24 protein-coding genes, 2 pseudogenes and 1 riboswitch are annotated in these 25,005 nt (G+C 60.5%); of the genes and pseudogenes, 15 read left to right on the top strand and 11 right to left on the bottom strand.

Features of this window, described 5'->3' with window-relative positions; translation table 11 throughout:
- Positions 1 to 639: a uracil phosphoribosyltransferase gene (gene upp, locus QU606_RS11495; RefSeq protein WP_024073483.1), complete on the bottom strand. Its 639-nt coding sequence runs from the start codon at positions 637 to 639 to the stop codon at positions 1 to 3.
- A gap of 164 nt (positions 640 to 803) precedes the next feature.
- On the opposite strand from upp, the gene QU606_RS11490 reads away from it, so the two are divergent.
- From QU606_RS11490 to QU606_RS11475, 4 genes are all read left to right on the top strand, one after another.
- Positions 804 to 1,361, top strand: coding sequence for a hypoxanthine-guanine phosphoribosyltransferase (locus QU606_RS11490; protein ID WP_024073484.1), 558 nt, complete (start codon positions 804 to 806; stop codon positions 1,359 to 1,361).
- A 3-nt stretch (positions 1,362 to 1,364) separates the two neighbouring features.
- Entirely contained in the window at positions 1,365 to 1,832 is a 468-nt protein-coding gene (locus QU606_RS11485) for a WbuC family cupin fold metalloprotein (RefSeq protein ID WP_024073485.1), read from the top strand.
- Positions 1,833 to 1,867: 35 nt separating this feature from the next.
- Positions 1,868 to 2,353 (top strand): hypothetical protein, encoded by a 486-nt coding sequence (locus QU606_RS11480; RefSeq protein ID WP_024073486.1) that lies wholly within the window; start codon positions 1,868 to 1,870, stop codon positions 2,351 to 2,353.
- A gap of 156 nt (positions 2,354 to 2,509) precedes the next feature.
- Positions 2,510 to 2,797, top strand: coding sequence for a PA4642 family protein (locus tag QU606_RS11475; RefSeq protein WP_017845962.1), 288 nt, complete (start codon positions 2,510 to 2,512; stop codon positions 2,795 to 2,797).
- Positions 2,798 to 2,858: 61 nt separating this feature from the next.
- Here the strand turns inward: QU606_RS11475 and QU606_RS11470 are convergent.
- The 3 genes and pseudogenes from QU606_RS11470 to QU606_RS11460 form a co-directional block, all read right to left on the bottom strand.
- Positions 2,859 to 2,972, bottom strand: a pseudogene (locus tag QU606_RS11470) (outer membrane lipoprotein carrier protein LolA); the annotation flags it as partial.
- Positions 2,969 to 4,477 carry a malate dehydrogenase (quinone) gene (gene mqo, locus QU606_RS11465; protein WP_024073488.1) on the bottom strand — a complete coding sequence of 503 codons (1,509 nt, stop codon included), beginning with the start codon at positions 4,475 to 4,477 and terminating at the stop codon, positions 2,969 to 2,971. The pseudogene QU606_RS11470 and the gene mqo, both read right to left, overlap by 4 nt.
- A gap of 727 nt (positions 4,478 to 5,204) precedes the next feature.
- The gene (locus tag QU606_RS11460) at positions 5,205 to 5,438 is read right to left on the bottom strand and encodes a hypothetical protein (protein ID WP_024073489.1); all 234 of its coding nucleotides are present in this window, start codon (positions 5,436 to 5,438) and stop codon (positions 5,205 to 5,207) included.
- 193 nt (positions 5,439 to 5,631) lie between these two features.
- Between QU606_RS11460 and QU606_RS11455 the strand changes: the two genes are divergently transcribed.
- Positions 5,632 to 6,216 (top strand): YajG family lipoprotein, encoded by a 585-nt coding sequence (locus tag QU606_RS11455; RefSeq protein ID WP_024073490.1) that lies wholly within the window; start codon positions 5,632 to 5,634, stop codon positions 6,214 to 6,216.
- Positions 6,217 to 6,272: 56 nt separating this feature from the next.
- On the opposite strand, the gene QU606_RS11450 is transcribed toward QU606_RS11455, so the two are convergent.
- Positions 6,273 to 6,482 carry a hypothetical protein gene (locus QU606_RS11450; RefSeq protein ID WP_024073491.1) on the bottom strand — a complete coding sequence of 70 codons (210 nt, stop codon included), beginning with the start codon at positions 6,480 to 6,482 and terminating at the stop codon, positions 6,273 to 6,275.
- A 182-nt stretch (positions 6,483 to 6,664) separates the two neighbouring features.
- Between QU606_RS11450 and QU606_RS11445 the strand changes: the two genes are divergently transcribed.
- The gene (locus QU606_RS11445) at positions 6,665 to 6,922 is read left to right on the top strand and encodes a hypothetical protein (protein ID WP_024073492.1); all 258 of its coding nucleotides are present in this window, start codon (positions 6,665 to 6,667) and stop codon (positions 6,920 to 6,922) included.
- A gap of 60 nt (positions 6,923 to 6,982) precedes the next feature.
- On the opposite strand, the gene QU606_RS11440 is transcribed toward QU606_RS11445, so the two are convergent.
- Positions 6,983 to 8,146, bottom strand: a complete 1,164-nt coding sequence (locus QU606_RS11440; protein WP_173903818.1) for a 1-acyl-sn-glycerol-3-phosphate acyltransferase — start codon at positions 8,144 to 8,146, stop codon at positions 6,983 to 6,985.
- A 131-nt stretch (positions 8,147 to 8,277) separates the two neighbouring features.
- Between QU606_RS11440 and QU606_RS11435 the strand changes: the two genes are divergently transcribed.
- Genes QU606_RS11435 through QU606_RS11425 form a run of 3 tightly spaced genes read left to right on the top strand, consistent with a single transcriptional unit; the run spans position 8,278 to position 9,390 of the window.
- Positions 8,278 to 8,460 carry a CPXCG motif-containing cysteine-rich protein gene (locus tag QU606_RS11435; RefSeq protein WP_069075273.1) on the top strand — a complete coding sequence of 61 codons (183 nt, stop codon included), beginning with the start codon at positions 8,278 to 8,280 and terminating at the stop codon, positions 8,458 to 8,460.
- Between the two features lie 11 nt (positions 8,461 to 8,471).
- Positions 8,472 to 8,732, top strand: a complete 261-nt coding sequence (locus tag QU606_RS11430) for a putative signal transducing protein (RefSeq protein ID WP_024073494.1) — start codon at positions 8,472 to 8,474, stop codon at positions 8,730 to 8,732.
- Positions 8,733 to 8,769: 37 nt separating this feature from the next.
- Positions 8,770 to 9,390 carry an SOS response-associated peptidase gene (locus QU606_RS11425; RefSeq protein ID WP_024073495.1) on the top strand — a complete coding sequence of 207 codons (621 nt, stop codon included), beginning with the start codon at positions 8,770 to 8,772 and terminating at the stop codon, positions 9,388 to 9,390.
- Positions 9,391 to 9,459: 69 nt separating this feature from the next.
- Here the strand turns inward: QU606_RS11425 and QU606_RS32890 are convergent, their stop codons facing one another.
- Both QU606_RS32890 and QU606_RS32885 read right to left on the bottom strand, forming a co-directional pair.
- Positions 9,460 to 10,203 (bottom strand): methyl-accepting chemotaxis protein, encoded by a 744-nt coding sequence (locus QU606_RS32890; RefSeq protein ID WP_370531112.1) that lies wholly within the window; start codon positions 10,201 to 10,203, stop codon positions 9,460 to 9,462.
- Positions 10,204 to 10,317: 114 nt separating this feature from the next.
- A pseudogene (locus QU606_RS32885) lies at positions 10,318 to 10,512 on the bottom strand (HAMP domain-containing protein); the annotation flags it as partial.
- Between the two features lie 1,330 nt (positions 10,513 to 11,842).
- Here QU606_RS32885 and QU606_RS11415 point away from each other — a divergent pair.
- Positions 11,843 to 12,661, top strand: a complete 819-nt coding sequence (locus QU606_RS11415; RefSeq protein WP_041160843.1) for a M48 family metallopeptidase — start codon at positions 11,843 to 11,845, stop codon at positions 12,659 to 12,661.
- Positions 12,662 to 12,994: 333 nt separating this feature from the next.
- On the opposite strand, the gene QU606_RS11410 is transcribed toward QU606_RS11415, so the two are convergent.
- The 3 genes from QU606_RS11410 to QU606_RS11400 all read right to left on the bottom strand — a co-directional run bounded on the left by QU606_RS11410 (position 12,995) and on the right by QU606_RS11400 (position 15,834).
- The gene (locus QU606_RS11410; protein ID WP_041160844.1) at positions 12,995 to 13,579 is read right to left on the bottom strand and encodes a TMEM165/GDT1 family protein; all 585 of its coding nucleotides are present in this window, start codon (positions 13,577 to 13,579) and stop codon (positions 12,995 to 12,997) included.
- Between the two features lie 89 nt (positions 13,580 to 13,668).
- Positions 13,669 to 13,788: riboswitch (yybP-ykoY riboswitch) on the bottom strand.
- 51 nt (positions 13,789 to 13,839) lie between these two features.
- Entirely contained in the window at positions 13,840 to 14,838 is a 999-nt protein-coding gene (locus tag QU606_RS11405; RefSeq protein WP_304998397.1) for a class I SAM-dependent methyltransferase, read from the bottom strand.
- A gap of 30 nt (positions 14,839 to 14,868) precedes the next feature.
- On the bottom strand, positions 14,869 to 15,834 hold the full coding sequence (locus QU606_RS11400; protein ID WP_024073500.1) for a 2-hydroxyacid dehydrogenase: 966 nt from the start codon (positions 15,832 to 15,834) through the stop codon (positions 14,869 to 14,871).
- Positions 15,835 to 15,918: 84 nt separating this feature from the next.
- On the opposite strand from QU606_RS11400, the gene QU606_RS11395 reads away from it, so the two are divergent.
- The 5 genes from QU606_RS11395 to QU606_RS11375 all read left to right on the top strand — a co-directional run bounded on the left by QU606_RS11395 (position 15,919) and on the right by QU606_RS11375 (position 24,991).
- Entirely contained in the window at positions 15,919 to 16,551 is a 633-nt protein-coding gene (locus tag QU606_RS11395; RefSeq protein ID WP_069075274.1) for a LysE family translocator, read from the top strand.
- A 200-nt stretch (positions 16,552 to 16,751) separates the two neighbouring features.
- Positions 16,752 to 18,434 carry a fatty acid--CoA ligase gene (locus QU606_RS11390; protein WP_069075275.1) on the top strand — a complete coding sequence of 561 codons (1,683 nt, stop codon included), beginning with the start codon at positions 16,752 to 16,754 and terminating at the stop codon, positions 18,432 to 18,434.
- 330 nt (positions 18,435 to 18,764) lie between these two features.
- Positions 18,765 to 20,624 (top strand): DUF1302 domain-containing protein, encoded by a 1,860-nt coding sequence (locus tag QU606_RS11385; RefSeq protein ID WP_024073503.1) that lies wholly within the window; start codon positions 18,765 to 18,767, stop codon positions 20,622 to 20,624.
- Positions 20,625 to 20,652: 28 nt separating this feature from the next.
- Entirely contained in the window at positions 20,653 to 22,017 is a 1,365-nt protein-coding gene (locus QU606_RS11380; RefSeq protein ID WP_024073504.1) for a DUF1329 domain-containing protein, read from the top strand.
- A 241-nt stretch (positions 22,018 to 22,258) separates the two neighbouring features.
- Entirely contained in the window at positions 22,259 to 24,991 is a 2,733-nt protein-coding gene (locus QU606_RS11375; protein WP_304998396.1) for a LuxR C-terminal-related transcriptional regulator, read from the top strand.
- Positions 24,992 to 25,005: the final 14 nt, after the last annotated feature.

Raw genomic sequence — 25,005 nt, 5'->3', positions numbered from 1 at the left:
TCACGCGTCCTTCTGCTTGGTACCGAAGATCTTGTCGCCGGCATCGCCCAGGCCCGGGATGATGTAGCCGTGTTCGTTCAGGCGTTCATCGATGGAGGCCGTGTAGATCTGCACGTCCGGGTGGGCCTTCTCGACAGCGGCGATGCCTTCCGGCGCGGCCACCAGCACCATCGCGCGAATGTCCTTGCAACCGGCCTTTTTCAGCAGGTCGATGGTGGCGACCATGGAACTGCCGGTGGCGAGCATCGGGTCGATGATCATCGCCAGTCGCTCGTTGATTTCCGGTACGAGTTTTTCCAGGTACGTGTGCGCCTGCAGGGTTTCTTCATTGCGGGCCACGCCCACGGCGCTGACTTTGGCGCCCGGGATCAGGCTGAGTACACCTTCGAGCATGCCGATACCGGCCCGCAGGATCGGTACCACGGTGATTTTCTTACCGGCGATTTTCTCGACCTGGACGGGACCCGCCCAACCGGGGATCTCGTAGCTTTCCAGGGGTAAATCCTTGGTGGCTTCGTAAGTGAGCAACGCTCCGACTTCCTGAGCAAGCTCACGGAAGTTCTTCGTGCTAATGTCGGCGCGGCGCATAAGGCCGAGCTTGTGTCGGATCAGCGGATGGCGGATCTCGCGAGTGGGCATGGGAAAGGCTCCGGCGGCGGGCAAAAAAACCGGCCTAGATTAATCTATCCGAGGGTGTTGTCCTATAGACATCTAGTACGTTAGTCCATTAAGGCTTGAACGTTGCGCCTCACATGCGTACCTTTGCCCGCTTTTCTTGCCACAGCACCCCCTTGGAGAGCGCCATGTCCGCTGATCTCGAGCATATCCGTCAAATCATGCGCGAGGCTGACTGCCTGTACACCGAAGCGCAAGTCGAAGAAGCGATCGCCCGGGTCGGCGCACACATCACTCGCGAGATGGCCGATACCAACCCGGTGGTCTTCTGCGTGATGAATGGGGGCCTGATCTTTGCCGGTAAATTGCTGACTCATCTGCAATTCCCGTTGGAAGCGTCCTATCTGCACGCCACCCGTTACCGCAACGAAACCAGCGGTGGCGATCTGTTCTGGAAAGCCAAGCCGGAAGTCTCGTTCATCGACCGCGACGTGCTGATCATCGACGACATCCTTGATGAAGGGCACACCCTGGGCGCGATCATCGACTTCTGCAAACATGCCGGCGCGCGCAAAGTACACACCGCCGTGCTGATCGACAAAGATCACGACCGCAAGGCGCGTCCTGAGTTGAAAGCCGATTTCGTCGGTCTGCCGTGTATCGATCGCTACATCTTCGGTTACGGCATGGACTACAAAGGTTACTGGCGCAATGCCAATGGGATTTACGCCGTCAAAGGGATGTAAGGCATGACTCGCTTTCTTGACCAGACGTTGTTTGCCGAGTTGGCCGAGAAAGCGGCCGCCAGTTCCCGTGGCCGGCACCACCATAACTTCCATCAGATGGAAGAGCCGTGCCATCGCCTGGCGGTGGGCCTGCAACCCGATACGTATGTACCCCCTCACCGTCACCTGAGCGCGGACAAGGCTGAAACGCTGCTCGTGCTCAAGGGGCGCCTGGGCTTGTTGGTGTTCAGCGAGGCCGGCGAGGTGCTTGCCCAGCGTGTGATGCAGGCGGGCGGTGAGTGTTCGGGAGTGGATCTGCCACCGGGTGTGTTCCATGGCTTGGTGGTGCTGGAGCCCGATACCGTGATGTTCGAGTGCAAGGCCGGGCCCTATCGGCCGGTTGGTGAGGGTGAACTGGCTGACTGGGCGCCCCGCGAAGGCGATGCCGATGTGGCGCAGTATCAACGCTGGATGCTTGCCCACTTCGATTGAGCTACAGTGCTGGGCCATCTTCTGCGGAGCGGCCCATGAGCCTGTTGATACGCACCTGCGCCGCCCTGGCGCTGACCTTGAGCCTGCCCCTGGCCGCCGCGCCTGCGCCGATGCACAGTCAATTCCTGCCGCCGGACGACCTGGCCTTGCGCGCCGAAGCGCCTGACCAGCAGCAACTGCTGCAAATTACCGAATATGCAGTGGTGGTGGGTAACCAGCGTCAATCCACCCAGCAGCCGATTCCGGTGACCTCTCCGTTGATGATTCGACTCAAGGGCAAGTCCTTGAACAAGGGCGCGACCATCGCCCAGGTGGTCCTCAATTTCGATGCCGAAAGCAAAAGCCTGAAAAAGCCGGCATACGATGACAAGAGTAAAACCTTGACCCTGTCGTACCCGGTGACCCAGTACCGAGTGATTGTCGACTTGCTGCGCAATGACACGGTATATGTGCAGTTCCTCAGTTACGCCAATGGGCATATCTGGGCGGATTTGCATACCGGGGCTGTTCGTACCAAATAGCAAAAACACTGAAGAACCAATGTGGGAGGGGGCCTGTCAGTTGATGCATCTGTGGCTGATCCACTGCCACCACATTGGTTCTTCAGCGCTTTCGAAGCCCGCGCCTCGCAGGTAGACTTCAAACCCCGTGTAAATGTCTGCAGGCTGGAGTCGGTAATGCGTAAAGATAAGAAACAGGTGATTGGCGACGAAATCGGCGACGATCAAATCAAGTTGTTCCTGGACTTCGAGCCAGTTGACGCGACTTCACCGTCCCTGCACAAACTGATCAAGGCCTATCGTGGCCTGCGTATCGACGATTTCGAACGCTTCCTGGGCTTCTTCAAGGCTGCTGGCCTGGACCTGGACGGCAAGGACGAGCATGGCCAGACCTTTGTCGACCTGATCAAGGACCAGCGCAACGCCGCCGAGTACATCGAGCTGATCGACAACGCCCGCGGCTGACGCTTGCGAGGCATAAAAAAACGCCCCGCTCTCAGCCTGAGAGCGGGGCGTTTTTGCTTTTAACTGTAGGAGCGAGCTTGCTCGCGAAGAACGCAAGGGCACCCCGTTTAATCAGGTGCCCCGCATTATCGTTGACGATTTTCGCGAGCAAGCTCGCTCCTACAGGGGCGATCAAGCGTAGCTTTCAGCCTCGTTGCTTTGCTCTACAAGCTCCAGGCTGATGTTGTTCTGCGCATTGATCTTGCGATACAGCTCAGCATCGGTTTCCAACACTTTTTCCCGGGCCGGGAAGATCTCATGCAGCTTGGTGGCCCATTCGCCGGCAGTTTTTTCCGGGAAGCAGCGCTCGATCAGTTCCAGCATGATCGACACCGTTACCGACGCGCCAGGAGAAGCACCCAAAAGCGCCGCCAACGAACCGTCCTTGGCTGCGACCAGTTCGGTGCCGAATTGCAGCACGCCGCCTTTCTTCGGATCTTTCTTGATGATCTGCACGCGTTGGCCGGCCACTTCCAGGCGCCAGTCCTCGGCTTTGGCTTCCGGGTAGAAGCGGCGCAGGGATTCAAGGCGCTGCTCCATGGACTGCATCACTTCGCTGACCAGGTACTTGGTGAGGTCCATGTTGTCCCGTGCCACGGCCAGCATCGGCCCGATGTTGCCGGCGCGCACTGACAGCGGCAGGTCGAGGAACGAGCCATGCTTGAGGAACTTGGTGGTAAAGCCGGCGTAAGGCCCGAACAGCAGGGACTTCTTGCCATCGACCACGCGGGTGTCCAGGTGTGGCACGGACATCGGTGGCGAACCCACCGCGGCCTGGCTGTAGACCTTGGCCTGGTGGTGCTTGACCACTTCCGGGTTGTCGCAACGCAGCCACTGCCCGCTGACCGGGAAGCCGCCAAAACCTTTGCTCTCTTCGATACCCGAGGCTTGCAGCAGGGGCAGGGCCGCACCACCGGCGCCGAGGAACACGAACTTGGCGTCCACATCACGGCTGTTGCCGCTGTTGACGTCCTTGATGCTCACAGTCCAGCCCGCGCCGTTGCGCTTGAGGCCGGTCACGCGCTTGCAGTACTTGACCTGGGCGTCCGCCGAGCTGGTCAGGTGGCTGAGCAGTTGGTTGGTGAGGGCGCCGAAGTTGACGTCGGTGCCGTTCACGACACGGGTTGCCGCGATTTTTTCGTCCAGCGGGCGGCCTGGCATCATCAGCGGCATCCACTCGGCCATCTCGCTGCGGTCTTCGGTGTAGTGCATATCCGAGAACGCGTGGTGCTGGCTGAGGGTTTCAAAGCGCTTCTTGAGGAAAGACACGCCTTTTTCGCCCTGAACGAAGCTCAGGTGCGGCACCGGGCTGATAAAGGACTTGGACGAGCCAAAGGTGCCTTTTTTGGTCAGGTACGCCCAGAACTGCTTCGACACCTCGAACTGGGTGTTGATGTGCACGGCTTTCTTGATGTCGATGGAACCATCGGCGGCCTGGGGGGTGTAGTTGAGCTCACACAGGCCAGCATGACCGGTACCGGCGTTGTTCCACGGGTTGGAACTTTCCGCGGCACCCGAATCCATCAGCTCAACGACTTCCAGCTTGAGGCCGGGGTCGAGCTCTTTGAGCAGTACGGCCAGGGTGGCACTCATGATGCCGGCCCCTACCAGTACTACGTCGACTGCTTCGTTATGCGCCATTTAACGCGTCTCCAAAATCTGCAGCACCAAATTGACGGCATGGCTGCCAGGAGTGACGGGGCGGTTCACGTGTTGCCCCAGGTTACCCATGGCCAGGATCGCCATGTCCGATTCGCAATTCTTTGCAACTTCAGCGCACGCTTCCTGCCGGGCTAATCTGCCTATGAACGCATTCATGGGCGCCTGTGGCAATTCGACTTATGGTCAAAGCGTGCGATTCGTGCAACCAATCCGTAGCGGACAGGATCAAGCCAGCGTTTTTGAGGCGTGCTCGTTCCTGTGTGGTTGGGCTGTTCCAGACGCTGATGGTGCTTGTACAAACGCCAAACTATTCATTTGCTCGCCACACTCTTGTGAAGTTGTGAAAACCCGTTTTTTCACGCTCTTTTGAAGACGTGAACCTCAAAAAAGGGCTGCCCAGTCTGGCACCTGGCCCGCGACACCTCTGCCGACATGCGGCAAAACGGGCAAACAACTCAAGTGGCCGAGCGCAATGGCAGCTCTGGCAGATTCGGTAAAGAAGGGTGGTTTGCAAGGAAAACAGCAAGCGCGCCAGCTTCACTCGATCTGTGTGGGCGGCTCTCTGTGGGCGATTCTTGGGGGTTAATACCGAGGCATTAACGATGCTGCGAGGCCCGATCAGGAGACGTCCTTATAATCGGGGGGAGATTGTAGCGAAGAACGCTAAGGAAATGGGCGTGTTTTATGACTTTTATTAGGTGTTCGGTCAGGCGGCCAACGGCTGGTGACTTGGCGACTGCGCAGGGCGCTGGCTGATGCGCGCGCGCGCTGGCAAGGGGTGGTGCATCCAGCTCAAGCGAATTTCGTCGATTTCTACCCAACCTTCGCCGACCGGCGGCAGGCTGCACTCTTTGAAGGCCTGGCAGCGGCCTTGGGCATCGAGCAGGGCAAACTGGCGAAGGGCGGGCTTGCGAGAGAACAGTGACCAGAGAAAATGCATGGGATCGACCTCCTTGGATTGAAACCAAGCATGCGCGCCCACGATGACGCACTCGTGTATCAGCGGTGACATATCTGTGACACCGAACCGCTACATCGCCAGCGGGTCATAGGTTGTAACTGGCGCTAGTTCCCGGCAATGGCCGCCCGCTATACTGCCGCGCTGTCGGTACTCGATTTCTGGAGAGAAGAGCATGTTGCAACGCCTGTTGTTCGGTTTGATCACTGTGACCAGTTTGACCCTGGTTGGCTGCGCCAACAGCCCGCAACAACTCAGCCCGCAGCCGATAATCACCACGCAGTTGGCGCCCGTGGGGCACGGCCAGCCGGTGTCGGTGCGTGTAGTGGACGGTCGTCCATCACCCACCCTGGGCTCCCGTGGCGGCTTGTACCCGGAGACCGCACTGGTGTCGGTGAACGCTGCAGACGTGCTGCCCAAGCTGCAAGCCCAGGCCGAAGCCGCCGTGCGCCTGCTGGGTTTTACCCCGGCCAATTCGCCGGGCGCCCCTCAGTTGACCATCACCCTGGCCGAGCTGAAGTACCAGTCGCCCAAGGACGGCCTGTATGTGACCGAAGCCTCTATTGGCGCGACGTTCAAGTCTGACGTCACTGCCGGCACCCGTCGCTACAGCGGCCGTTATGGTGCGTCCCTCAATCAGCGCTTTGGCATGGCGCCGAACCAGGAGACCAATACCAAGCTGGTCAGCGATGTGCTCAGCGACGCCCTGACCCGTCTGTTCAAGGACCCAAGCATCGGCTCCTTGCTCAGCTCGCAATAACCGCTCAATAAAAAACCGGGCCCATCGCTGGGCCCGGTTTTTTTATGCCTTCGGTTTCAGGCTGCGGTGTCGATACAAAAGTCCAGCAGGCTCACCCCCGTCAGCAAATCAGCCTCCGGCAAGTCTGCATGTTGATGCCCGCCAAGGGCGCAATACACCAGCCAGTGGCGGTCCTGGACGTTGAATGCCAGGCCGTCGACCAGCGCCTCCTGCTCATCGCTTTGGGCGATCAGATACAGCCGATCCTGGTTCTGCGCGTGCAACATGACAAGCTCCCGAGCGTTCGAAGGGCAACAGAGTGGCCTGTTAAGGTGACGTTCAGGTGACGCCGTAAATTACTGGATACATTAGCCGTCAATGGAGGAAGGAGTTGGACGGCGCAGGAGGTGACTATCCTTCAGGTTTGTATCTGAATGGATACCAGAATACTGATTCACCGAGGTGTGTGATGGCACTGCCCGCACTGCTGATCAATGCTGTTGCCTTATTAGTGGCCTGCCCGGGTGCAGTGCTGCTGTTCATTACCCGCTTTCGCGAGCAGCGTGCGATGGCCGACCTGGCTGCGCAGAGCGAAGAGCGCGCAATCGACCAACCGATGCTGTTTCTGGATGTGCGCACCGAACGGGCGCATCGCCTGGCCTATCGCATTGGCTTTGCCTGCCTGGGACTGTCGCTGGCCATGTCCTGGCTCAGCACCCACCTGTAAAAACACCACAAAACACCAGTGGGAGGGGGCTTGCCCCCTCCCACCTTTTGGTTTCGGTGTTTACAGGGGGATTCCGGCTTTAACGCGGTACTGGTTGCGAACGGGCGTTGCATATTGCACCACCAGGAACGGCCGGTGCTCGGCCGGGCATTCATTCAAGCGCCGTTCCCACTCGGCTTGTGCCTTGGCCAGTTCGTCCGCCGGGAAGACATCTGCCGCCGTGGGCACCTGCAATTGTGGGTCGGCATCGCTCCACTGGGCGTACGCCAGGTAGTGCACCGGGAACAAGCGATAACCCCCGAGGATCTGCCGGTCCATTTCCGCCGCGAGCAGCTTGGTATCTTCGAAACGCTCGGTGATCGGCGCCGCGAAGTTCACATGCACACGACCCTTGTAGCCGGTGATGCCCAGCGCAATGCTCACATCGTCCTCGCCCGGCGCCTTGCAGTAGGTGCCGGTGGTGGCGCGGATGTACAGTTCGCGGGCCTTGGCAGCATCGCAGGGGTCGTATTCGTAGCTGATCGACACCGGCGTCAGGTTCAACGACTGGATCACCTCGGCAAACGGCTCGTCCTTGCGGCTGACGTGGAACATCTTCAGGATCGCCGATTCGGTGCGGTCATCCCCATCCTTGGCGCGGCCTTCGGCCTGGGCGATCCAGATCGACTGGCAGTCGTTGCGGATCGAATGGTTGATGTACGCCGACAGCAGCTGATAGGCCGCCATTTTTTCTTTTCGCCCAGTGATCGAGCGGTGCACGATAAAGCTCTTGTTCAAGCGCATCAGGTCGCTGACAAATGGCTTTTGCAGCAGGTTGTCGCCGATGGCGATGCGCGGTGTCGGCAGGCCGGCGTGGTACACGGCGTAGTTGACGAAGGCCGGGTCCATCACGATATCGCGGTGGTTGGCCAGGAATACGTAGGCGGTGCCCGACTTGAGTTGCTCGACGCCGGTGTAGGTCACGCCGTCGGTCGCCCGGTCAATGGTGTGGTCGACGTAGTACTCGACTTTGTCCTGCAGCGTGGCCACGGTGGTCACACCGGCGAATTCGCGGCGCAGCTTGCGGGCGATCATCGGCTTGAGCAGCCAGCCCAGGGCGCCGGCAAAGCGCGGGAAGCGGAAGTGGGTCAGGATGTCCAGAAAGGCCTTGTCACTGAACAGCCGGTCCAGTACTGCCGGGACTTCGCTGTCGTTGTAAGGTCGGATGGTATCGAATTCGCCCATCATGCTCTCTTGTTAGAAACGGCTAGGGTAAGTAGAGGAAATACCAGGGTGCGGCCGCAATATTGGCTCTGCCGTGAATAGCCCTGTAAATAGACCGGCGATTATACGCACAAGTCACTTGGGAGACCGCGATGCTGGAAGATGCGACGTACGATTGTCCTTATTGTGGTGAAGAGGTCGAGACAACGGTGGATCTGTCGGGGGGTGATCAGACCTATATCGAAGACTGCCAGGTGTGCTGCCGCCCGGTCACTTTCAATCTGCAGGTCCATGGTGACGAATGGATGCTGGAAACGCGCAGCGAAAACGAATAACGGGGGCGCCCATGCAGCGAATCTACGAACCGGAAAACCTGATGGAAGGCGAGCTGCTGCAACAGATGCTCGCCAGCGAGGGCGTCGAGGCGCACCTGGTGGGGCGGCATTTGCTCGGCGGCACCGGCGAATTGCCGATTTTCGGGCTGTTGGGTTTGGAAGTGGATAATGACCAGGCCGCGTATGCTCGCGAGCTGATCACCGCTTATAACGGCGCGCAACCGCTGCCCGGCGATGAACCCGACAGCTTCCCCGACGTGTTGGTCTGTTAGGCTGTCGGTCGGTTTACCCCAAGAGTCGTGTTGCCCCATGTGTGGACGTTATGCCCTGTTTCGCTGGAACCCCTCCTTTGCTGCCTTGCCGGGTTTTCCGGCAGACCAGCAGGCCCAGTGGAACATCTCCCCGAATGATTCGGTGCTGATCCAGCGCGCCACCGACGGCCAGCGCACCCTGGCCCGCGCCCGCTGGGGCCTGACCCCAGCGTGGCTGACCGACCTTTCCCGCACCCCGGCCCATGCCCGTGCCGAAACCCTGGCCGAGCAACCGATGTTTCGCGAGGCCTTTCGCCAGCGTCGTTGCCTGCTGCCGGCCAACGGTTTCTACGAATGGCGCGGCACCCAGCGCAAGCGCCCGTACTGGCTGACACCGGGCGAGGGTTCGACGCTGTTTTTTGCGGCGATCTGGGAAGCCTATCCGGTGCAGGAACAGGTGTGGCTGAGCACGGCAGTGGTGACCCAGGCGGCGCAGAGCCAGCGCCGGCCGTTGATTCTGGATGCGGCGGGGCAGGAGGCCTGGCTCGATCCTGAAACACCGTTGCATGTGTTGCAGGGCTTGTTGGCCAGTGAGCCGACCGCGTTGCGCGAGCGGGTACTGGCCAATATGGTGAACGATCCGAAGCTCAATGGCCCGGAGTGCCTGACGCCGGGTTGAGCCTGTGAGTGATCTGCGGCCTCATCGCGAGCAATGCCCGCGATAGGCCGCTCAAGATCGCCGAAAAGCTTAAACCTTGAACTGATTGATCAAGCGCCGCTGCTGCTCCGCCAGTTTGGTCAAATCCGCACTGGCCGCACTCGACTCATCCGCACCGCCCGCCACTTCATTGGCCACTTGGCCAATATTGATCACATTGCGATTGATGTCCTCGGCCACCGCGCTCTGCTCTTCGGCAGCGCTGGCGATCTGGGTGTTCATGTCGTTGATCACCGACACCGCCTGGGTAATGGTCTCCAGTGCTTCGGCGGCCTTGGCGGCGTGCTGCACGCTTTCGTCGGTACGGTTCTGGCTGTCTTCCATCACGCGCACCACTTCTCGCGTACCTTGCTGCAACTGCTGGATCATGGCCTGGATTTCTTCGGTGGCCTTCTGGGTCTTTTGCGCCAGGTTACGCACTTCATCTGCCACGACGGCAAACCCACGGCCTTGCTCGCCGGCCCGTGCCGCTTCAATCGCCGCATTGAGCGCCAGCAGGTTGGTCTGTTCGGCAATCCCACGAATGGCTGTGAGGATCGCGTTGATGTTCTCGCTGTCCTTGGCCAGGGTTTGCACCACGCCCACGGCCTTGCCGATTTCCTGGGCGAGTGCGCCGATCGAGCTCGAGGTGTCGCGCACAATGCGCATGCCTTGGCTCGCGGCCTGGTCAGCGTGGTTGGCCGCTTGCGCAGCCTGGGTCGCGTTACGCGCTACGTCCTGGGCGGTGGCGGTCATTTCGTGCACCGCGGTGGCGACCTGGTCGATCTCGACCATCTGTTTATGCACGCCCTGGTTGGTGCGAATCGCGATGTCGGCAGTGTGTTCCGAAGAGTCGCTGACCTTCTGCACCGAACTCACCACCTGGGTGATCATGCCCTGCAGCTTGATCAGGAAAGTATTGAAGCCGGTGGCAATCGCGCCCAGTTCATCGGCGCGATCACTGGTCAGGCGCCGCGTGAGGTCGCCTTCGCCCTGGGCGATGTCGTTGAGCATCGCCACCATTTGCTTGAGTGGGCGAGCGATGCCGTGACCTACCAGCCAGATCACCAGCAAGCCAATGCCAGCAATCAACAGGCCGACCATGGTCATGCCGAAGATATCGGTCTTGCGCTGGGTATTCAGGTCGCTTTGCAGTGTTTGCAGTTCGGCCATGACGGCGCTCAGGGGTAACTGCATCATCAGGGTCCAGCGCGCGTCGGTCTGACCGATGTTGAACGGCAGGAACAGTTCGATATGCCCGTGCTCATGGTCGATGTCGTACCGCACTTCGCCGACTTTCAGTTGATTGAGATTGGCCAGTTCGTTGCCGTCGAGCAGGTCGGAGGCTTTTTCACCGAGCTTGCTGGGGTCCTTGGTAGACGCCACCAGGCGCCCGTTGCTGGAGATCAGTGCCAGCTCACCGGCTCCGTTGTAGAGTTTTTGATCCGCGCTGGTGAGCATGTCCTGGATGAAGTTCACCGACAGGTCGGCACCGACGATGCCCTGGAAGGCGCCGTCAATCATGATCGGTTCGATAAACGAAGCCAGCATCACCATGGCGTTGCCGACCTTGTAAGGTGCGGGGTCGATGGCGCAGGGCTTTTTGCTTTCCTTGGAGCACAGGTAGTACTCGCTGGCGCGCACGCCCGTGGACAGCATCTTCTGATCAGCGACATCGGCGAGCTTGTCCAGGCCGAGGCTGCCATCCGCGTTGCGATACCACCAAGGAATGAAGCGGCCGTCGACACCCATGCCGACGATGGGGCTTTTCACGTAGGCAGCGTCGTTGTGATCGATCGCATTGGGTTCCCAGCCGATATAGGCACCGAGGATTTTCGGGTTGCGCACCACGGTTTCGTGCAGCAGGTTGATCAGTTGTTCGCGGCCAATTTGCAAGGCGGCATCGCCCTTGGCGTCTTTCATGCCGAGCAGGGCGTTGGTGGTGGCCAGGCTTCTTGCTGTCACCAGGGGCGCCTCCAGTTCTCGCTGGATCAATGTGGCCTGGGTTTGCGCCAATGCAGTGAGGCGATGTTCGATGATCTGCTCGAACTGTGCCTGGGTGCGGGCCTGCACCATCTCCTGTGTGCGGGCGCCGGCAAACAAGGCGTAGAGCACCAGCACGGCGACCACACTCAGCACAATGGCCCCGGCCAGTGCGGCGACGGAAAACTGAATCGACTTGAACTTCATGAAGGCTCCAGGCGCAGGGGGGGAAGGGCTGCTTGTTTATATCGGCCATGGCCGCGGGAGGCATGAGGGTTTGCTCCACGAATTAATGCGAGCTGTCGCAAATGGAATGCTTGCTGCCGTTGTCGGGGTGTGGGATGTATCTGAAATTTAGCGGCTACACGTCTGGTGTATCTGGCGTCGATACAATTCACCGCCTACGATACGCGCCATGTTTTCAGGGCTTTTTTTCAGGGAGAGTATGTTGATGAAGAAATCATTGGCCGTAAGTGTGTTGGCAGCAGCGGTACTGCTGGCCGGGTGTCAATCGGTCAACACCACCAGCGGTGGCGCCGTTGGGGTTGAGCGCAAGCAATATATGTTCAGCATGCTGTCGAGCCAGGAAGTCGACCAGATGTATGCGCAGTCCTATCAGCAGACCCTGGGCGAAGCCAGTAGCAAAGGCCAGTTGGACAAGACCAGCGCCAACGCCAAGCGCGTGCAGGCTATCGCCAACCGCCTGATCGCCCAGGCGCCCACCTTCCGCCCGGATGCGGCGCAGTGGAAGTGGGAAGTCAACCTGATCAAGAGCGATGAAATGAACGCCAATTGCGGGCCTGGCGGCAAGATCTTCGTGTACAGCGCCTTGATCGACAACCTCAAGCTCACCGATGACGAGTTGGCCGCAGTGATGGGCCATGAAATCGCCCACGCCTTGCGCGAGCATGGACGTGAAGCCATGTCCAAGGCCTACGGCATCGAAATGGCCAAGCAGGGCGCCGGTGCGTTGTTCGGCCTGGGCCAGGACAGCCTGGCGCTGGCCGACACCGTGGCCAACTACGGCATGACCTTGCCTAACAGCCGCAGCAATGAGAACGAAGCAGACCTGATCGGCCTGGAACTGGCGGCCCGCGCGGGCTACAACCCGAATGCGGCCATCACGCTATGGAACAAGATGGCCAAGGCTTCGGAAGGCGCGCCACCGGAATTCATGAGCACTCACCCGGCCTCCGACAGCCGGATCGCCTCGTTGCAGGCAGCGATTCCGAAGGTGATGCCGCTCTACCAGCAGGCCAAAAAATCTTGATCCTGTGAAGGTCTAAATGTGGGAGGGGGCTTGCCCCCGATAGCGGTGTAAAGCCAGTGGAGATATCGACTGGCGCACCGCAATGGTGGGCAAGCCCTAACGCCTGTCAGTTAAGAGATAGAACGGGCAAACAGCAACCTGTGGCGAGCGGGCTTGCCCCGCGTTGGGCTGCGCAGCAGCCCCAAAACACAACCCCGGAGCTGCCTGGCACCCTACAGCGCTCTTATTGGGGCTGCTTCGCAGCCCAACGCGGGGCAAGCCCGCTCGCCACAGTTACAGTGTTTCTCCTTCACTGGCAGGCATTAGGGCAAGCCCCTTTTCACAGTGGATCGCTTAAATCCAGCCGCTGCTCTGCATGGCCTTGTACACCGCCACAATCGCCAGGACAAAGAACGCCGTAGCCGCCAGTCGACGAATCAACGTCAGCGGCAGTTTCTCCGCTGCGAAATTCCCCGCCAGAACCACCGGGACGTTGGCAATCAACATGCCCAGGGTGGTGCCGATGATCACCAGCCACAACTCCGGATACTGGGCCGCCAGCATCACTGTGGCGATCTGTGTCTTGTCACCGATTTCTGCAAGGAAAAACGCAATCAGCGTGGTCAGGAATGGCCCGAATTTGCGCGTGGTACTGGCTTCGTCATCATCGAGTTTGTCCGGCACCAGGGTCCACAGCGCCGTGGCACAGAAGCTTGCCGCCAGGATCCAGTGCAACACCGCATCCGAGAAGAAACTGCCAAACCAGGCACCCACGGCACCCGCAGCCGCATGGTTGGCCAGGGTCGCGGCGATGATGCCGGCGATGATCGGCCAGGGTTTGCGAAAGCGCGCGGCAAGGATGAGTGCGAGCAGTTGCGTCTTGTCGCCGATTTCGGCCAAGGCAACGATTGCGGTAGGAACGAGTAGTGAATCCAGCATCAGGTAGTTTCCAGGGGGCGGGTCGACACGGCTATGACACGTACAGCCTTCCCGCCCCGGGTAAGGTGTGCGTGTCATAGGTCTTGTCAAACCCCGGTCCGTCTGTGCGGACTCCTGGATCGCATACGCCATGGCCTGTTGACCAAGTATGTTGACGTATGCCGGACGAGCGTGGTGCTCGTGGGAGACTACTCCCCTAGGACGGAGCGGATTCTGCCTAGGCAAAATCCATTCGGCAAGCCTTCTTTTTCAAATGCCCATCAGGGGCGCTTGGCGCGGTAGATGCGAAAACCATTGCCCTCGGCCTTGACCGCACACACGCCCAGGTGCTCTTCGATCAACGGTTGGTACTTCAGGAAGCTATTCGCAACCAGGCGAAGTTCGCCACCTTTTGCCAGGTGTTTTGCCGCTTTTCGCAGCAGGTTTTCAGTGGCGAAATAATCGGTGTGCACCCCGACATGGAACGGCGGGTTGCTCAAGATGGCGTTCAACCCCATCGGTGCGGCGTCGATGCCATCACCGGTCAACACCTCGGCCTCCAACCCATTGGCGGCCAGGGTGAGGCGACTGCTGGCGGCGGCGAAGGCGTCCACATCCTGCATCGTTACGGTGTTGTGTGGGTAGCGACGCTTTACCGCCGCCCCTAACACACCGGCGCCGCAACCGAAGTCCAGCAAATGGCCGCTGGGCAGCTTGTCCAGATGCTCCAGCAGCAGTTCCGTGCCACGATCCAGGCGCCCGTGGCTGAACACCCCCGGCAGGCTCACCACTTTCAGCGGGCCTTCGGCCAGCGGTACATCGAACACCTGTGCCAGGCTCTCCAGCTCGAGCGCCTGGGGCGCATTGGCCACGGTGACTTGCCACAGCTGGCAATGCCGTGCGTTGTCGAGCTTGCGCGGTTTGCCAAAGGGCGCCATCTGCTTGGCGGCGCTTTCGATACCGGCTTTTTTCTCGCCCACCATAAACAGCTCGGCGCCGGGCAGGCGTGCGGCCACGGCATTGAGCAGGTAGTCGGTGAGGTCCTTGGACTTGGGCAGGAAGATCACCGCGGCATCGAACCCGCGCTCGGGCGCATTCACGCCAAACTGGCTGCGCTCCGGGAAGCGTGCGTCGAGCGCCGCCTGGTCGCCGGCATGCCAACACCAGCCGTGGGCGTTGGGCAGGCGACCGAGCAGGTCATCGGCGGGCAAGCCCACCAGCAACAGGTTGCCTTGAAAAAGTTCGGCCTGACGAAGCAGTACTTCACTGCGCGGATCCATGGTCTGCTCCTTGAAAAGGGGCGCAGTTTATCAACTGACGACGCGCAGCGGGGCGCCGCTGAAAAAGCCCCTGGCGTTTTCCGCCAATTGGCCAACGATGCGCTGCCGCGCCTCGCGACTGCCCCAGGCGTTATGCGGCGTGACGATCAAGCGTGGGATATCACTGGCCAGCAGCGGGTTGCCGGCGACCGGTGGCTCGACACTCAGCACGTCGGTCGCCGCGCCACCCAGGTGGCCGCTGCGCAAGGCATCGGCCAGGGCCTGTTCGTTGATCAAGCCACCGCGCGCGGTATTGACCACAAACGCTCCGGGCTTGAGCAGCGCCAGTTCGCGGGTGCCGATAAAGTCGCGGGTATGTTCATTGAGCGGGCAGTGCAAGGTCAGCGCATCGACCTGCGCCAGCAATTCATCCAGCGGCACGCGATCAGCACGGGCAGGGCGCCCGGGAATCGCGCCGAGTAGCACGCGCATGCCAAAGGCTTCGGCCAGGCGCGCCACGGCACTGCCCAGTTCGCCATGGCCCAGCAGGCCAAGGGTTTTGCCTTCCAGTTCGACGATAGGGTGGTCCAGCAGGCAGAACTGCTTGGCGTGCTGCCATTTGCCCGCGCTCACATCCTGCTGATAGTCCTTCAAGCGCGTCGCCAGGTTGAGCAGCAGCATGATCGTGTGCTGCGCCACCGACGGAGTGCCGTAGCCCTGGCAGTTGCTTACGGTGACGCCATGGGCGCGGGCGGCCTCCAGGTCAACGTTGTTGGTGCCGGTGGCCGACACCAGGATCAACTTGAGCTCCGGGCAGGCCGCGAGGGTTTCGCTGTTGAGCGGGATTTTGTTGCTGATGGCGACTTGAGCGCCTTGCAGGCGTTCGATCACATTTTGCGGCGTAGTGCCCGTCAACAGCTGCAAGTCGCTGAAACGACTGCGCAGCTCACTGAGGTCAAGATCTCCCAGGTCCAGGGAGGGGTGATCAAGGAAGACGGCGCGGCGATTGTTCGTCATCAACTGTACCTTTTGCGACAGGGTTCGAAGGCGTAATCTGCCGAGCCTATCAGATGAAATAATCCGTTACTTAATGGAGTGAGTATGTACGCCGCCGAGTTCTTGACCGTAGCCCTGATTCACTTGCTGGCGGTGGCCAGCCCCGGCCCGGATTTTGCGGTGGTGGTACGTGAGAGCGTGACCCACGGCCGTCGCGCCGGGACTTGGACCGCGCTGGGCGTGGGCTCGGCGATTTTCCTGCATGTGGGTTACTCGTTGCTCGGCATCGGCCTGATCGTGTCCCAGTCCATCGTGTTGTTCAACGCACTGAAATGGGCCGCGGCCGCGTACCTGCTGTACATCGGCTTCAAGGCCCTGCGCGCGCAGCCGGCCAAGCCTGCCGCCGAGGGCGAGTTGCACCGCGAAGCGGGCGAGCGCACGCCGCGTGGCGCATTTACCGCAGGCTTCGTCACCAACGGCTTGAACCCCAAGGCCACGCTGTTCTTCCTGTCGCTGTTCACCGTAGTGATCAACCCGCACACGCCGCTGGCGATCCAGGCCGGTTACGGCGTGTACCTGGCGGTGGCGACGGCGTTGTGGTTCTGCCTGGTGGCGATGTTGTTCAGCCAGCAGCGTGTGCGCGCCGGGTTTGCGCGGATGGGGCATTGGTTTGATCGGACGATGGGGGCGGTGTTGATTGCGATTGGGGTAAAACTGGCGTTCACCAGCGCGAAATAAACGCTGTACTCGAGTAAACACCATCCAGTGTGGGAGCAATCCCCCTCCCACATTGGACCTCCATCGCTCCTGAATAATGGCTCAAAGCTAGCATTCCCCTGCCTCTACAAATCATTCCTTTGGCTGATTTGGCTGAAACATAACCTCTCTACAGTGCAGGTCTTCAAGCCAAGACCGTGCAGTCATAAAAAGGGATTCGTATGTTGCAGACCCGTGTTATCCCGCCCGCCGAAGGCGCCTACCAATACCCGCTGTTGATCAAGCGCCTGTTGATGTCCGGTACCCGCTACGAGAAGACCCGGGAAATCATCTACCGCGACAAACTGCGCTACACCTACCCCACGCTGATCGAACGCGTCGCGCGCTTGGCCAATGTGCTCACGGAAGCCGGGGTCAAGGCCGGTGACACCGTGGCGGTGATGGATTGGGACAGTCACCGTTACCTGGAGTGCATGTTCGCCATCCCGATGATCGGCGCGGTGATCCACACCATCAACGTGCGCCTGTCGCCGGAGCAGATTCTCTACACCATGAACCACGCCGAGGACCGCTTCGTGCTGGTCAACAGCGAGTTCGTGGGGCTCTACCAGGCCATTGCCGGGCAGCTCACCACGGTCGACAAGACGTTGCTGCTGACTGACGCGGCCGAAAAAACCGCCGAGCTGCCCAACCTGGTGGGCGAGTACGAAACCCTGTTGGCCGCTGCCAGCCCGAAGTACGACTTCCAGGATTTCGACGAACATTCCGTCGCCACCACCTTCTACACCACCGGTACCACCGGCAATCCCAAGGGTGTGTACTTCACCCATCGCCAACTGGTGCTGCACACCATCGGCGTGGCGACCATCATGGGCTGTGTCGACAGCGTGCGTCTGCTGGGCACCAACGATGTGTATATGCCGATCACGCCGATGTTCCATGTGCATGCCTGGGGCCTGCCGTATGTGGCGACCATGCTCGGCCTGAAGCAGGTCTACCCCGGCCGCTATGACCCGGAATACCTGGTGGAGCTGTGGCGCAAGGAGAAGGTCACCTTTTCCCACTGTGTGCCGACCATCCTGCAAATGGTGCTCAACGCCAAGGCGGCCCAGGGCGTTGATTTTGGCGGCTGGAAAATCGTCATCGGCGGCAGTGCCCTCAACCGCACGCTGTATGAAGCGGCCAAGGCCCGTGGGATTCAACTGACCGCTGCGTACGGCATGTCCGAGACCGGGCCGTTGGTGTCCTGTGCCCACCTCAATGACGAGCTGATGGCCGGCACCGAGGACGAGCGCACTACCTACCGCATCAAGGCCGGCGTGCCCGGGCCATTGGTGGAAGCGGCGATCATGGACGCTGAGGGTCATTTCCTGCCCGCCGACGGCGAGTCCCAGGGCGAACTGGTGCTGCGCGCGCCGTGGCTGACCGAGGGTTATTACAACGAACCGCAAAAGGGCGCCGAGCTGTGGGGCGGTGGCTGGATGCACACCGGCGACGTAGCCACCCTCGACGCGTTTGGCGTGATCGACATCCGCGACCGCATCAAGGATGTGATCAAGACGGGCGGCGAGTGGATCTCCTCCCTGGCGCTCGAAGACCTGGTCAGCCGCCACCCGGCGGTACGCGAAGTAGCGGTGGTGGGCATCGCCGACCCGCAGTGGGGCGAGCGCCCGTTTGCCCTGTTGGTGGTGCGTGATGGCCATGTGATAGGGGCCCGCGAGCTCAAGGAACACCTCAAGCCTTTTGTCGAATTGGGCCATTTGAGCAAGTGGGCGATTCCAAGCCAGATCGCCGTTGTTACGGAAATTCCCAAGACCAGTGTCGGCAAGCTCGACAAAAAACGTATCCGCATTGACATCATCGAATGGCAAGCCAACAACAGTACGTTCCTGTCCACCCTTTGAGGTGATTTGCCGTGCCCTCGGGGCACGGCAGCGCTCTATCTCAACGCTTCACTTGTGATTTGCCCATTTTCAGCCATCCTTTCCGCGCCGGCCTTCGTCGGCGTGGCGAAAGGGCTGTGGTAGACGGGTTGGTGGTGCAAATCACACTTTAGAGGGATCAAGCGGTACCCCCTGCTGGCTATAGTCCCCTTCAGAGTTTTTCAAGGATGTTGCGCTTCGGGCCATGGGGGCCCGGTTGCCGGGCGGCATTGGAATCGTTGTATTCCGGCCGTTACATGCATCACAGAAAGAACTCACTGCCATAACAATAATGCACATGGAGTAGCGTCGATGACCTCAGTAAACCAGTTCTGGCGCCGGGCGCGACTGCCCCTGGCCGTCAGTCTCGCCTCTACGCTCGCCGGGCCCGCATTCGGCGTCAGTTTCAATATCGGTGAAATCGAAGGGAGCTTTGACTCGTCGCTGTCGGTGGGGGCGAGTTGGTCGACAGCCAAGCCCAACCGCGATCTGATCGGCGTCAACAACGGCGGCAAGGGCTTGTCCCAGACCTCCGATGACGGCCACTTGAACTTCAAGCGCGGCGAGACGTTCTCGAAAATCTTCAAGGGCATTCATGACCTGGAACTGAAGTACGGCGATACCGGTGTGTTTGTGCGTGGCAAGTACTGGTATGACTTTGAACTCAAGGATGAAAGCCGGGAGTTCAAGGACATCAGCGACAACAACCGCAAAGAGGGGGCCAAGTCTTCTGGCGGCCAGATTCTCGATGCGTTCGTTTATCACAACTATTCGATTGCAGATCAGCCAGGGGCGGTGCGCTTCGGTAAGCAGGTGGTGAGCTGGGGGGAAAGCACCTTCATCGGCGGTGGCATCAACTCCATCAACCCGATCGATGTGTCTGCATTCCGTCGTCCGGGCGCCGAAATCAAGGAAGGCTTGATTCCGGTCAACATGTTCTATGTGTCGCAAACCTTGACCGATAACCTGTCGGCGGAAGCGTTCTATCAGTTGGAGTGGGACCAGACTGTCACGGACAACTGCGGTACGTTCTTTTCGCAGCCGGACGTCGTTTCCGATGGCTGCAGTGACAACCTGCGGGTACTCAACAGTCGACGCTTCTTGCCGGGGGCTGTCCTTCCAGGTCTTGCCGCCAATGGTGTGGATGTCAATAACGAGGGCGTCCTCGTTCGTCGTGGTGCCGATCGTGACGCGCGCGATAGCGGCCAATTCGGTGTTGCCTTCCATTACAACTTCGAGCCGCTGGACACGGAGTTCGGTGCGTACTTCATGAACTACCACAGCCGTGCGCCGATTTTCAGTGCGCAGGGCGCGCCACAGTCTGCTTACACGGGGCCTATCGGGCTTCCAGGCACGTTGCGTCCGCTGGTTGTCGCGGGTAATTCCAACTATTTCATCGAGTACCCTGAAGACATTCGCCTTTATGGTTTGAGCTTCTCCACCACCTTGCCGACAGGCACAGCATGGAGCGGTGAGTTGAGCTATCGCCCTAATGCCCCTGTGCAATTGAGCACCACCGACATTCTCTACGCCGGTGTCACGCCGCTGCCAGGCTACGGGAATGCTTCTGTGTTGAAAGGCAGTCCAGGCCAGGATCTGCATGGCTACAACCGTAAGGAGGTCACCCAGTTCCAGACCACGTTCACGCACTTCTTCGACCAAGTGATGGGCGCCAGCCGCTTGACCACCGTCGCTGAAATCGGTGTGACACACGTGGGGGGATTGGAAAGCAAATCCGAGGCTCGTTACGGGCGTGATCCGGTCTTCGGCCCTGGTACGTTGCCTGGCGGTTTCTGTACTACGCTGAACAACTCGACTGCTCAGGGTGGGGGGCTGGCTAACGCCTCCAGCCTCAATACCAACTGCAATAACGATGGCTTCACCACTGCCACGTCCTGGGGCTACCGCGCACGTGCCATCTGGGAATACCCGGACGTCTTCGCAGGCGTGAACCTCAAGCCAAACGTGGCGTGGTCCCATGACGTCAAGGGTTACTCCCCTGGTCCGGGCGCCAACTTCGAAGAGGGCCGCAAAGCCGTCAGCTTGGGCCTGGATGCCGAATACCAGAACACCTACACCGCCAGCCTGAACTACACCAACTTCTTCGGCGGTGATTTCTCAACGGTGAATGATCGCGACTTCGTTGCTCTGAGCCTCGGCGTGAACTTCTAAGCACACTGCATTTCAGGAAGACCAGAACATGAAAATAACTAAAAGTCTGTTGCACGTCGGTGTGCTCGGGCTGTCGATCCTGGCGAGCAACGTCATGGCGGCAGTCTCGGCGGATGAAGCTGCCAAGCTGGGCACGACCCTGACTCCGATGGGCGCCGAAATGGCCGGTAACGCGGCAGGCACCATTCCTAAGTGGTCGCCGCTGCCGACCAATGCCGGCGCGGTCGATGCCCGTGGTTTCCTGGCCAACCCTTACGCCAGTGAACAACCGCAATTCACCATCACCGCGCAGAACGTCGAGCAGTACAAAGACAAGCTGGCCCCTGGGCAGTATGCGATGTTCAAGCGCTACCCGGACACCTTCAAGATGCCGGTCTACCCGACCCATCGCGGCGCCACCGTGCCGGCCGATGTGTTTGCCGCCATCAAGAAGAACGCCACCAACACCAACCTGGTGTCTGGCGGTAACGGCCTGGAAAACTTTGAAACCGCCGTGCCGTTCCCGATTCCGAAAAGCGGCGTCGAGGTGATCTGGAACCACATCACCCGTTATCGCGGCGGCAGCGTGACCCGCCTGGTGACCCAGGCCACGCCGCAAACCAACGGCTCGTTCAGCCTGGTGTATTTCAAAGACCAGTTCGTGTTCCGCGACAAAATGAAGGACTTCGACCCGAAAAACCCAGGCAACGTGCTGTTCTACTTCAAGCAGCAAGTGACCGCGCCGGCCCGACTGGCCGGGGGTGTGCTGTTGGTGCATGAAACCCTGGACCAGGTGAAGGAGCCACGCTCGGCGTGGGTCTACAACGCCGGCCAGCGTCGTGTGCGCCGCGCGCCGCAGGTGTCGTATGACGGGCCGGGTACCGCTGCCGATGGCCTGCGTACCTCCGACAACCTCGATATGTACAACGGTGCACCGGACCGCTACGACTGGAAGCTGGAAGGCAAGAAAGAAATCTACATCGCCTCCAACAGCTACAAAATCGACGATCCTAAGCTCAAGTACGTCGACATCATCAAGGCCGGCCACATCAACCAGGACCTCGCACGCTATGAGCTGCGCCGCGTCTGGCACGTGGTCGCGACCCTGAAGGAAGGCCAGCGCCACATCTATGCCAAGCGTGACTTCTTCATCGACGAAGACACCTGGCAAGCGGCCGTGATCGATCACTATGACGGTCGCGGCCAACTGTGGCGTGTCGCCGAAGCCCATGCCGAGAACTACTACGACAAGCAAGTGCCGTGGTACGCCCTGGAAACGCTCTACGACCTGCAGTCCGGCCGCTACCTGGCCCTGGGCATGAAGAACGAAGAGAAGCAGGCCTATGATTTCGGCTTCACCGCCACCACCAGCGATTTCACCCCCGCGGCCCTGCGCCAGGACGGTGTTCGCTAAATTGCACTAGTGCCTCAATGTGGGAGGGGGCTTGCTCCCGATAGTGATGTGGCAGTCAGCGCATGCATTGACTGGTCCGCCGCTATCGGGAGCAAGCCCCCTCTCACTTTTGGGTTGTGCCGATATTTCTTGTCGCAGTTATTTTCAGTCAATTGTTGCAAAGATCTACAAACCCTCCGCTTTTACCGCTAGTCTGCGGACATCTGCAATGCCGATAACAGCCTTCTACAAGAGCCCGGCGATGACTGATCTGCCTCGAATCCAGGGGCCTTCCAGCGCGGTCGTCCCGTCCCTGGAAGGTCGCTTCTACAGGCCGCCGCTGCCTGACGGCTACGTGCTGCGCCCCCGTCTGTGCGAACGGCTGAGTGCAGGGCTGGACGGGCGACTGTTGCTGGTCAGTGCACCCGCGGGGTTCGGCAAGAGCTCATTGGCGGTGGAGTTCTGCCAGGGCTTGCCGGCCCATTGGCAAAGCCTGTGGCTGGGCCTGAGCCCCCGGGACAACGACCCTGGCCGTTTCCTCGAGCGCCTGCTCGACGGGCTGCAACAATACTTCCCGCAAATCGGCGCCCAGTCCCTGGGGCTGCTGAAAATGCGCCAGCGTCATCAACCCTTTGCCTTTGAAGAATGGCTCGATGGCCTGCTCGATGAGCTGACCGTGCATTTGTCCACGCGCACGCCGCTGTTGCTGGTACTGGATGACTACCATCTGGCCCAGGGCCCGGTACTGGATCGCTGCCTGCAATTTTTCCTCAATCATTTACCCGATGGCCTGGTGGTGCTGGTCACCAGCCGCCAGCGCCCGGACTGGCACCTGGCGCGCCTGCGCTTGTCACGCCATCTACTGGAGCTGCATGAGCAGGATCTGCGCCTGACTCACGACGAATCCCTGGCCGTGCTGGATCGCCACAGCAGTTCATTGCGTGGCGAGGCGCTGGATAACCTGATCCGCCGTAGCGAGGGTTGGGTCGCCGGGCTGCGTTTCTGGCTGCTCGCCGCCTCCGAGGCCGGTAACGAAGGCTCTTTGCCGCAAAGCCTGCACGGCGGCGAAGGGCTGATCCGTGATTACCTGCTCGAAGAGGTGATCGATTGCCTGCCGCCCGACGTGCAGGCCTTTCTGTTCGATACTGCCCCTCAGGAACGCTTTTGCAGCGAACTGTGCGACGCCGTGCGCGAAGCCCATGACAGCGCGGAAATCCTGCGCTACCTGCAAGCCCACCAGGTTTTTCTGGTACCTCTGGACGAGCAGGGCCACTGGTACCGTTACCACCATCTGTTTTCGGACCTGCTGCGCACGCGCCGCGCCACCAGCACCGCGCTGTTACCGGCGGCCAGCCTGCACCTGCGGGCCTGCCGCTGGTTCAATGCGCAAGGCTTGATCGATGAGGCGGTGGAACAGGCATTGCGTGCCGGCCATCTGGATGTGGCCGCCAACCTGGTACAGAACCTGTCCGAAGAGCAACTGCTGGCCGAACAGAACGTCGGCATGCTGTTGCGCTGGAAAATGGACTTGCCCGATAGCCTGCTGATCAGTACACCCCGGTTGATCGTGCTCTATAGCTGGGCCCTGGGGCTGGCGTGCCAGTTGGATGCCGCGGAAGAGTTGTCCAGTTACCTCAGTCGCTTCCTGCCGGCACCGTCGGCCACGGCGCAGAAGTCGATGCTGGCCCAGTGGCTGGCGCTCAGCGGGATTATCGCCCGTGGCCGCGGTGACCGCGAATTGACCCAGCGTTATTGCAGCGAAGCCTTGGAAAGTTTGCCGCAGCGTCGCTATGGCCAGCGTCTGATGTGCCTGTCGACCTTGTCCAACCTGGCCATTGTCGACGCCGACCTGTGGCGCGCCCGCGGCCTGAACCGCGAGTCCCTGGAATTGGCGCAGCGGGTCGGAAACCCGCTGTTCGAAGCGCTGGCCCATTACGACCGTGCGCGAGTGTTGCAGGCGCGCGGCGAAATCCTGCGTTCCCTCGATGAGGTTCGCCAGGGCCTGCAACGCCTGCAGGGCCTGGCGCCGCAGCGGTTGTACGCCGTGCGTGCGCGATTGTCGCTCTATGAAGGTTATTTGCTGTTGGCGCGCTACCAGCCTGAGGCCGGCCTTGCTCGTCTGCGGGCCGGGCTGGTTGAAGCGCGCGCCTGTCGCGACATCAGCGTACTAATCGGCCATTGTGTGATCGCCAACTTCGAAGGGCGCCGCAACGACTTCCCCAAAGCCTTCGCCGAACTGGCCGAGGCCGAGCGCTTGATGCACATCTGGGACGTGCCGCCGATCTACTACCTGGCGATGATCACCCTGATCAAATGCGAATTGTGGCTGGCCCAGGGCCGCACCGACCTGGCTGATGCCTGGCTGACGCGGCTGGGGCAAACCTACAATGGTCAACACGCGGCTGCCGCGCCGGAGTTTCATCCGCACCTGCCGCAACATATCGGGCTGCAACAGGCCGCCCTCGATGCGATTCGCCATCAAGCGGATGCGGCGTTGGAGCGTCTCGAAGACCTGGCGCAACAGGCGCACAACAGTGGGCGACAAATGATTGCGCTGATGGCGCTGACCCAGCAGGCGCAACTGCTGCTGGAAAACGGCCAGGAAGCCAAGGCGCGGCCGGTGTTGGCGCGGGCGCTGGAGGCCGGCTCGGGAGGGGCATTGCAGCCGTTCCAGCGTTTGCTCGAAGGTTACCCGCAGTGGATGCGCGAACAGCTTGGCAAGGACCCTCACGGCTTGCTGAACCAGAGCCTCTTGGCGCTGCTGCCGGCCGTTGCGGTCGCGGAGCCGTCGCCTGGTCATGAAGTCCTGAGCGCCCGTGAATTGGCGGTGCTGCAATTGATCGCCCAGGGGTGCTCGAACCAGGAAATCAGCAACCGCCTGTTCATCTCCCTGCATACGGTCAAGACCCACGCCAGCCATATCAACAGCAAGTTGGGGGTGGAGCGACGAACCCAGGCGGTGGCGCGGGCGCAAGAGTTGAGGTTGATTGGCTGAAACGTAAACCTTAC

Source organism: Pseudomonas sp. OVF7 (assembly GCF_030644265.1).
Lineage (GTDB): Bacteria > Pseudomonadota > Gammaproteobacteria > Pseudomonadales > Pseudomonadaceae > Aquipseudomonas > Aquipseudomonas gorinensis.
This window is presented reverse-complemented; position numbering and strand designations above follow the sequence as displayed.

Bases quoted from the DNA above. Each gene is read 5' to 3' on its own strand.
- upp (WP_024073483.1), bottom strand. From the start codon at position 639: ATGCCCACTCGCGAGATCCGCCATCCGCTGATCCGACACAAGCTCGGC.
- QU606_RS11490 (WP_024073484.1), top strand. From the start codon at position 804: ATGTCCGCTGATCTCGAGCATATCCGTCAAATCATGCGCGAGGCTGAC.
- QU606_RS11485 (WP_024073485.1), top strand. From the start codon at position 1,365: ATGACTCGCTTTCTTGACCAGACGTTGTTTGCCGAGTTGGCCGAGAAA.
- QU606_RS11480 (WP_024073486.1), top strand. From the start codon at position 1,868: ATGAGCCTGTTGATACGCACCTGCGCCGCCCTGGCGCTGACCTTGAGC.
- QU606_RS11475 (WP_017845962.1), top strand. From the start codon at position 2,510: ATGCGTAAAGATAAGAAACAGGTGATTGGCGACGAAATCGGCGACGAT.
- mqo (WP_024073488.1), bottom strand. From the start codon at position 4,477: ATGGCGCATAACGAAGCAGTCGACGTAGTACTGGTAGGGGCCGGCATC.
- QU606_RS11460 (WP_024073489.1), bottom strand. From the start codon at position 5,438: ATGCATTTTCTCTGGTCACTGTTCTCTCGCAAGCCCGCCCTTCGCCAG.
- QU606_RS11455 (WP_024073490.1), top strand. From the start codon at position 5,632: ATGTTGCAACGCCTGTTGTTCGGTTTGATCACTGTGACCAGTTTGACC.
- QU606_RS11450 (WP_024073491.1), bottom strand. From the start codon at position 6,482: ATGTTGCACGCGCAGAACCAGGATCGGCTGTATCTGATCGCCCAAAGC.
- QU606_RS11445 (WP_024073492.1), top strand. From the start codon at position 6,665: ATGGCACTGCCCGCACTGCTGATCAATGCTGTTGCCTTATTAGTGGCC.
- QU606_RS11440 (WP_173903818.1), bottom strand. From the start codon at position 8,146: ATGGGCGAATTCGATACCATCCGACCTTACAACGACAGCGAAGTCCCG.
- QU606_RS11435 (WP_069075273.1), top strand. From the start codon at position 8,278: ATGCTGGAAGATGCGACGTACGATTGTCCTTATTGTGGTGAAGAGGTC.
- QU606_RS11430 (WP_024073494.1), top strand. From the start codon at position 8,472: ATGCAGCGAATCTACGAACCGGAAAACCTGATGGAAGGCGAGCTGCTG.
- QU606_RS11425 (WP_024073495.1), top strand. From the start codon at position 8,770: ATGTGTGGACGTTATGCCCTGTTTCGCTGGAACCCCTCCTTTGCTGCC.
- QU606_RS32890 (WP_370531112.1), bottom strand. From the start codon at position 10,203: ATGGTCGAGATCGACCAGGTCGCCACCGCGGTGCACGAAATGACCGCC.
- QU606_RS11415 (WP_041160843.1), top strand. From the start codon at position 11,843: ATGAAGAAATCATTGGCCGTAAGTGTGTTGGCAGCAGCGGTACTGCTG.
- QU606_RS11410 (WP_041160844.1), bottom strand. From the start codon at position 13,579: ATGCTGGATTCACTACTCGTTCCTACCGCAATCGTTGCCTTGGCCGAA.
- QU606_RS11405 (WP_304998397.1), bottom strand. From the start codon at position 14,838: ATGGATCCGCGCAGTGAAGTACTGCTTCGTCAGGCCGAACTTTTTCAA.
- QU606_RS11400 (WP_024073500.1), bottom strand. From the start codon at position 15,834: ATGACGAACAATCGCCGCGCCGTCTTCCTTGATCACCCCTCCCTGGAC.
- QU606_RS11395 (WP_069075274.1), top strand. From the start codon at position 15,919: ATGTACGCCGCCGAGTTCTTGACCGTAGCCCTGATTCACTTGCTGGCG.
- QU606_RS11390 (WP_069075275.1), top strand. From the start codon at position 16,752: ATGTTGCAGACCCGTGTTATCCCGCCCGCCGAAGGCGCCTACCAATAC.
- QU606_RS11385 (WP_024073503.1), top strand. From the start codon at position 18,765: ATGACCTCAGTAAACCAGTTCTGGCGCCGGGCGCGACTGCCCCTGGCC.
- QU606_RS11380 (WP_024073504.1), top strand. From the start codon at position 20,653: ATGAAAATAACTAAAAGTCTGTTGCACGTCGGTGTGCTCGGGCTGTCG.
- QU606_RS11375 (WP_304998396.1), top strand. From the start codon at position 22,259: ATGACTGATCTGCCTCGAATCCAGGGGCCTTCCAGCGCGGTCGTCCCG.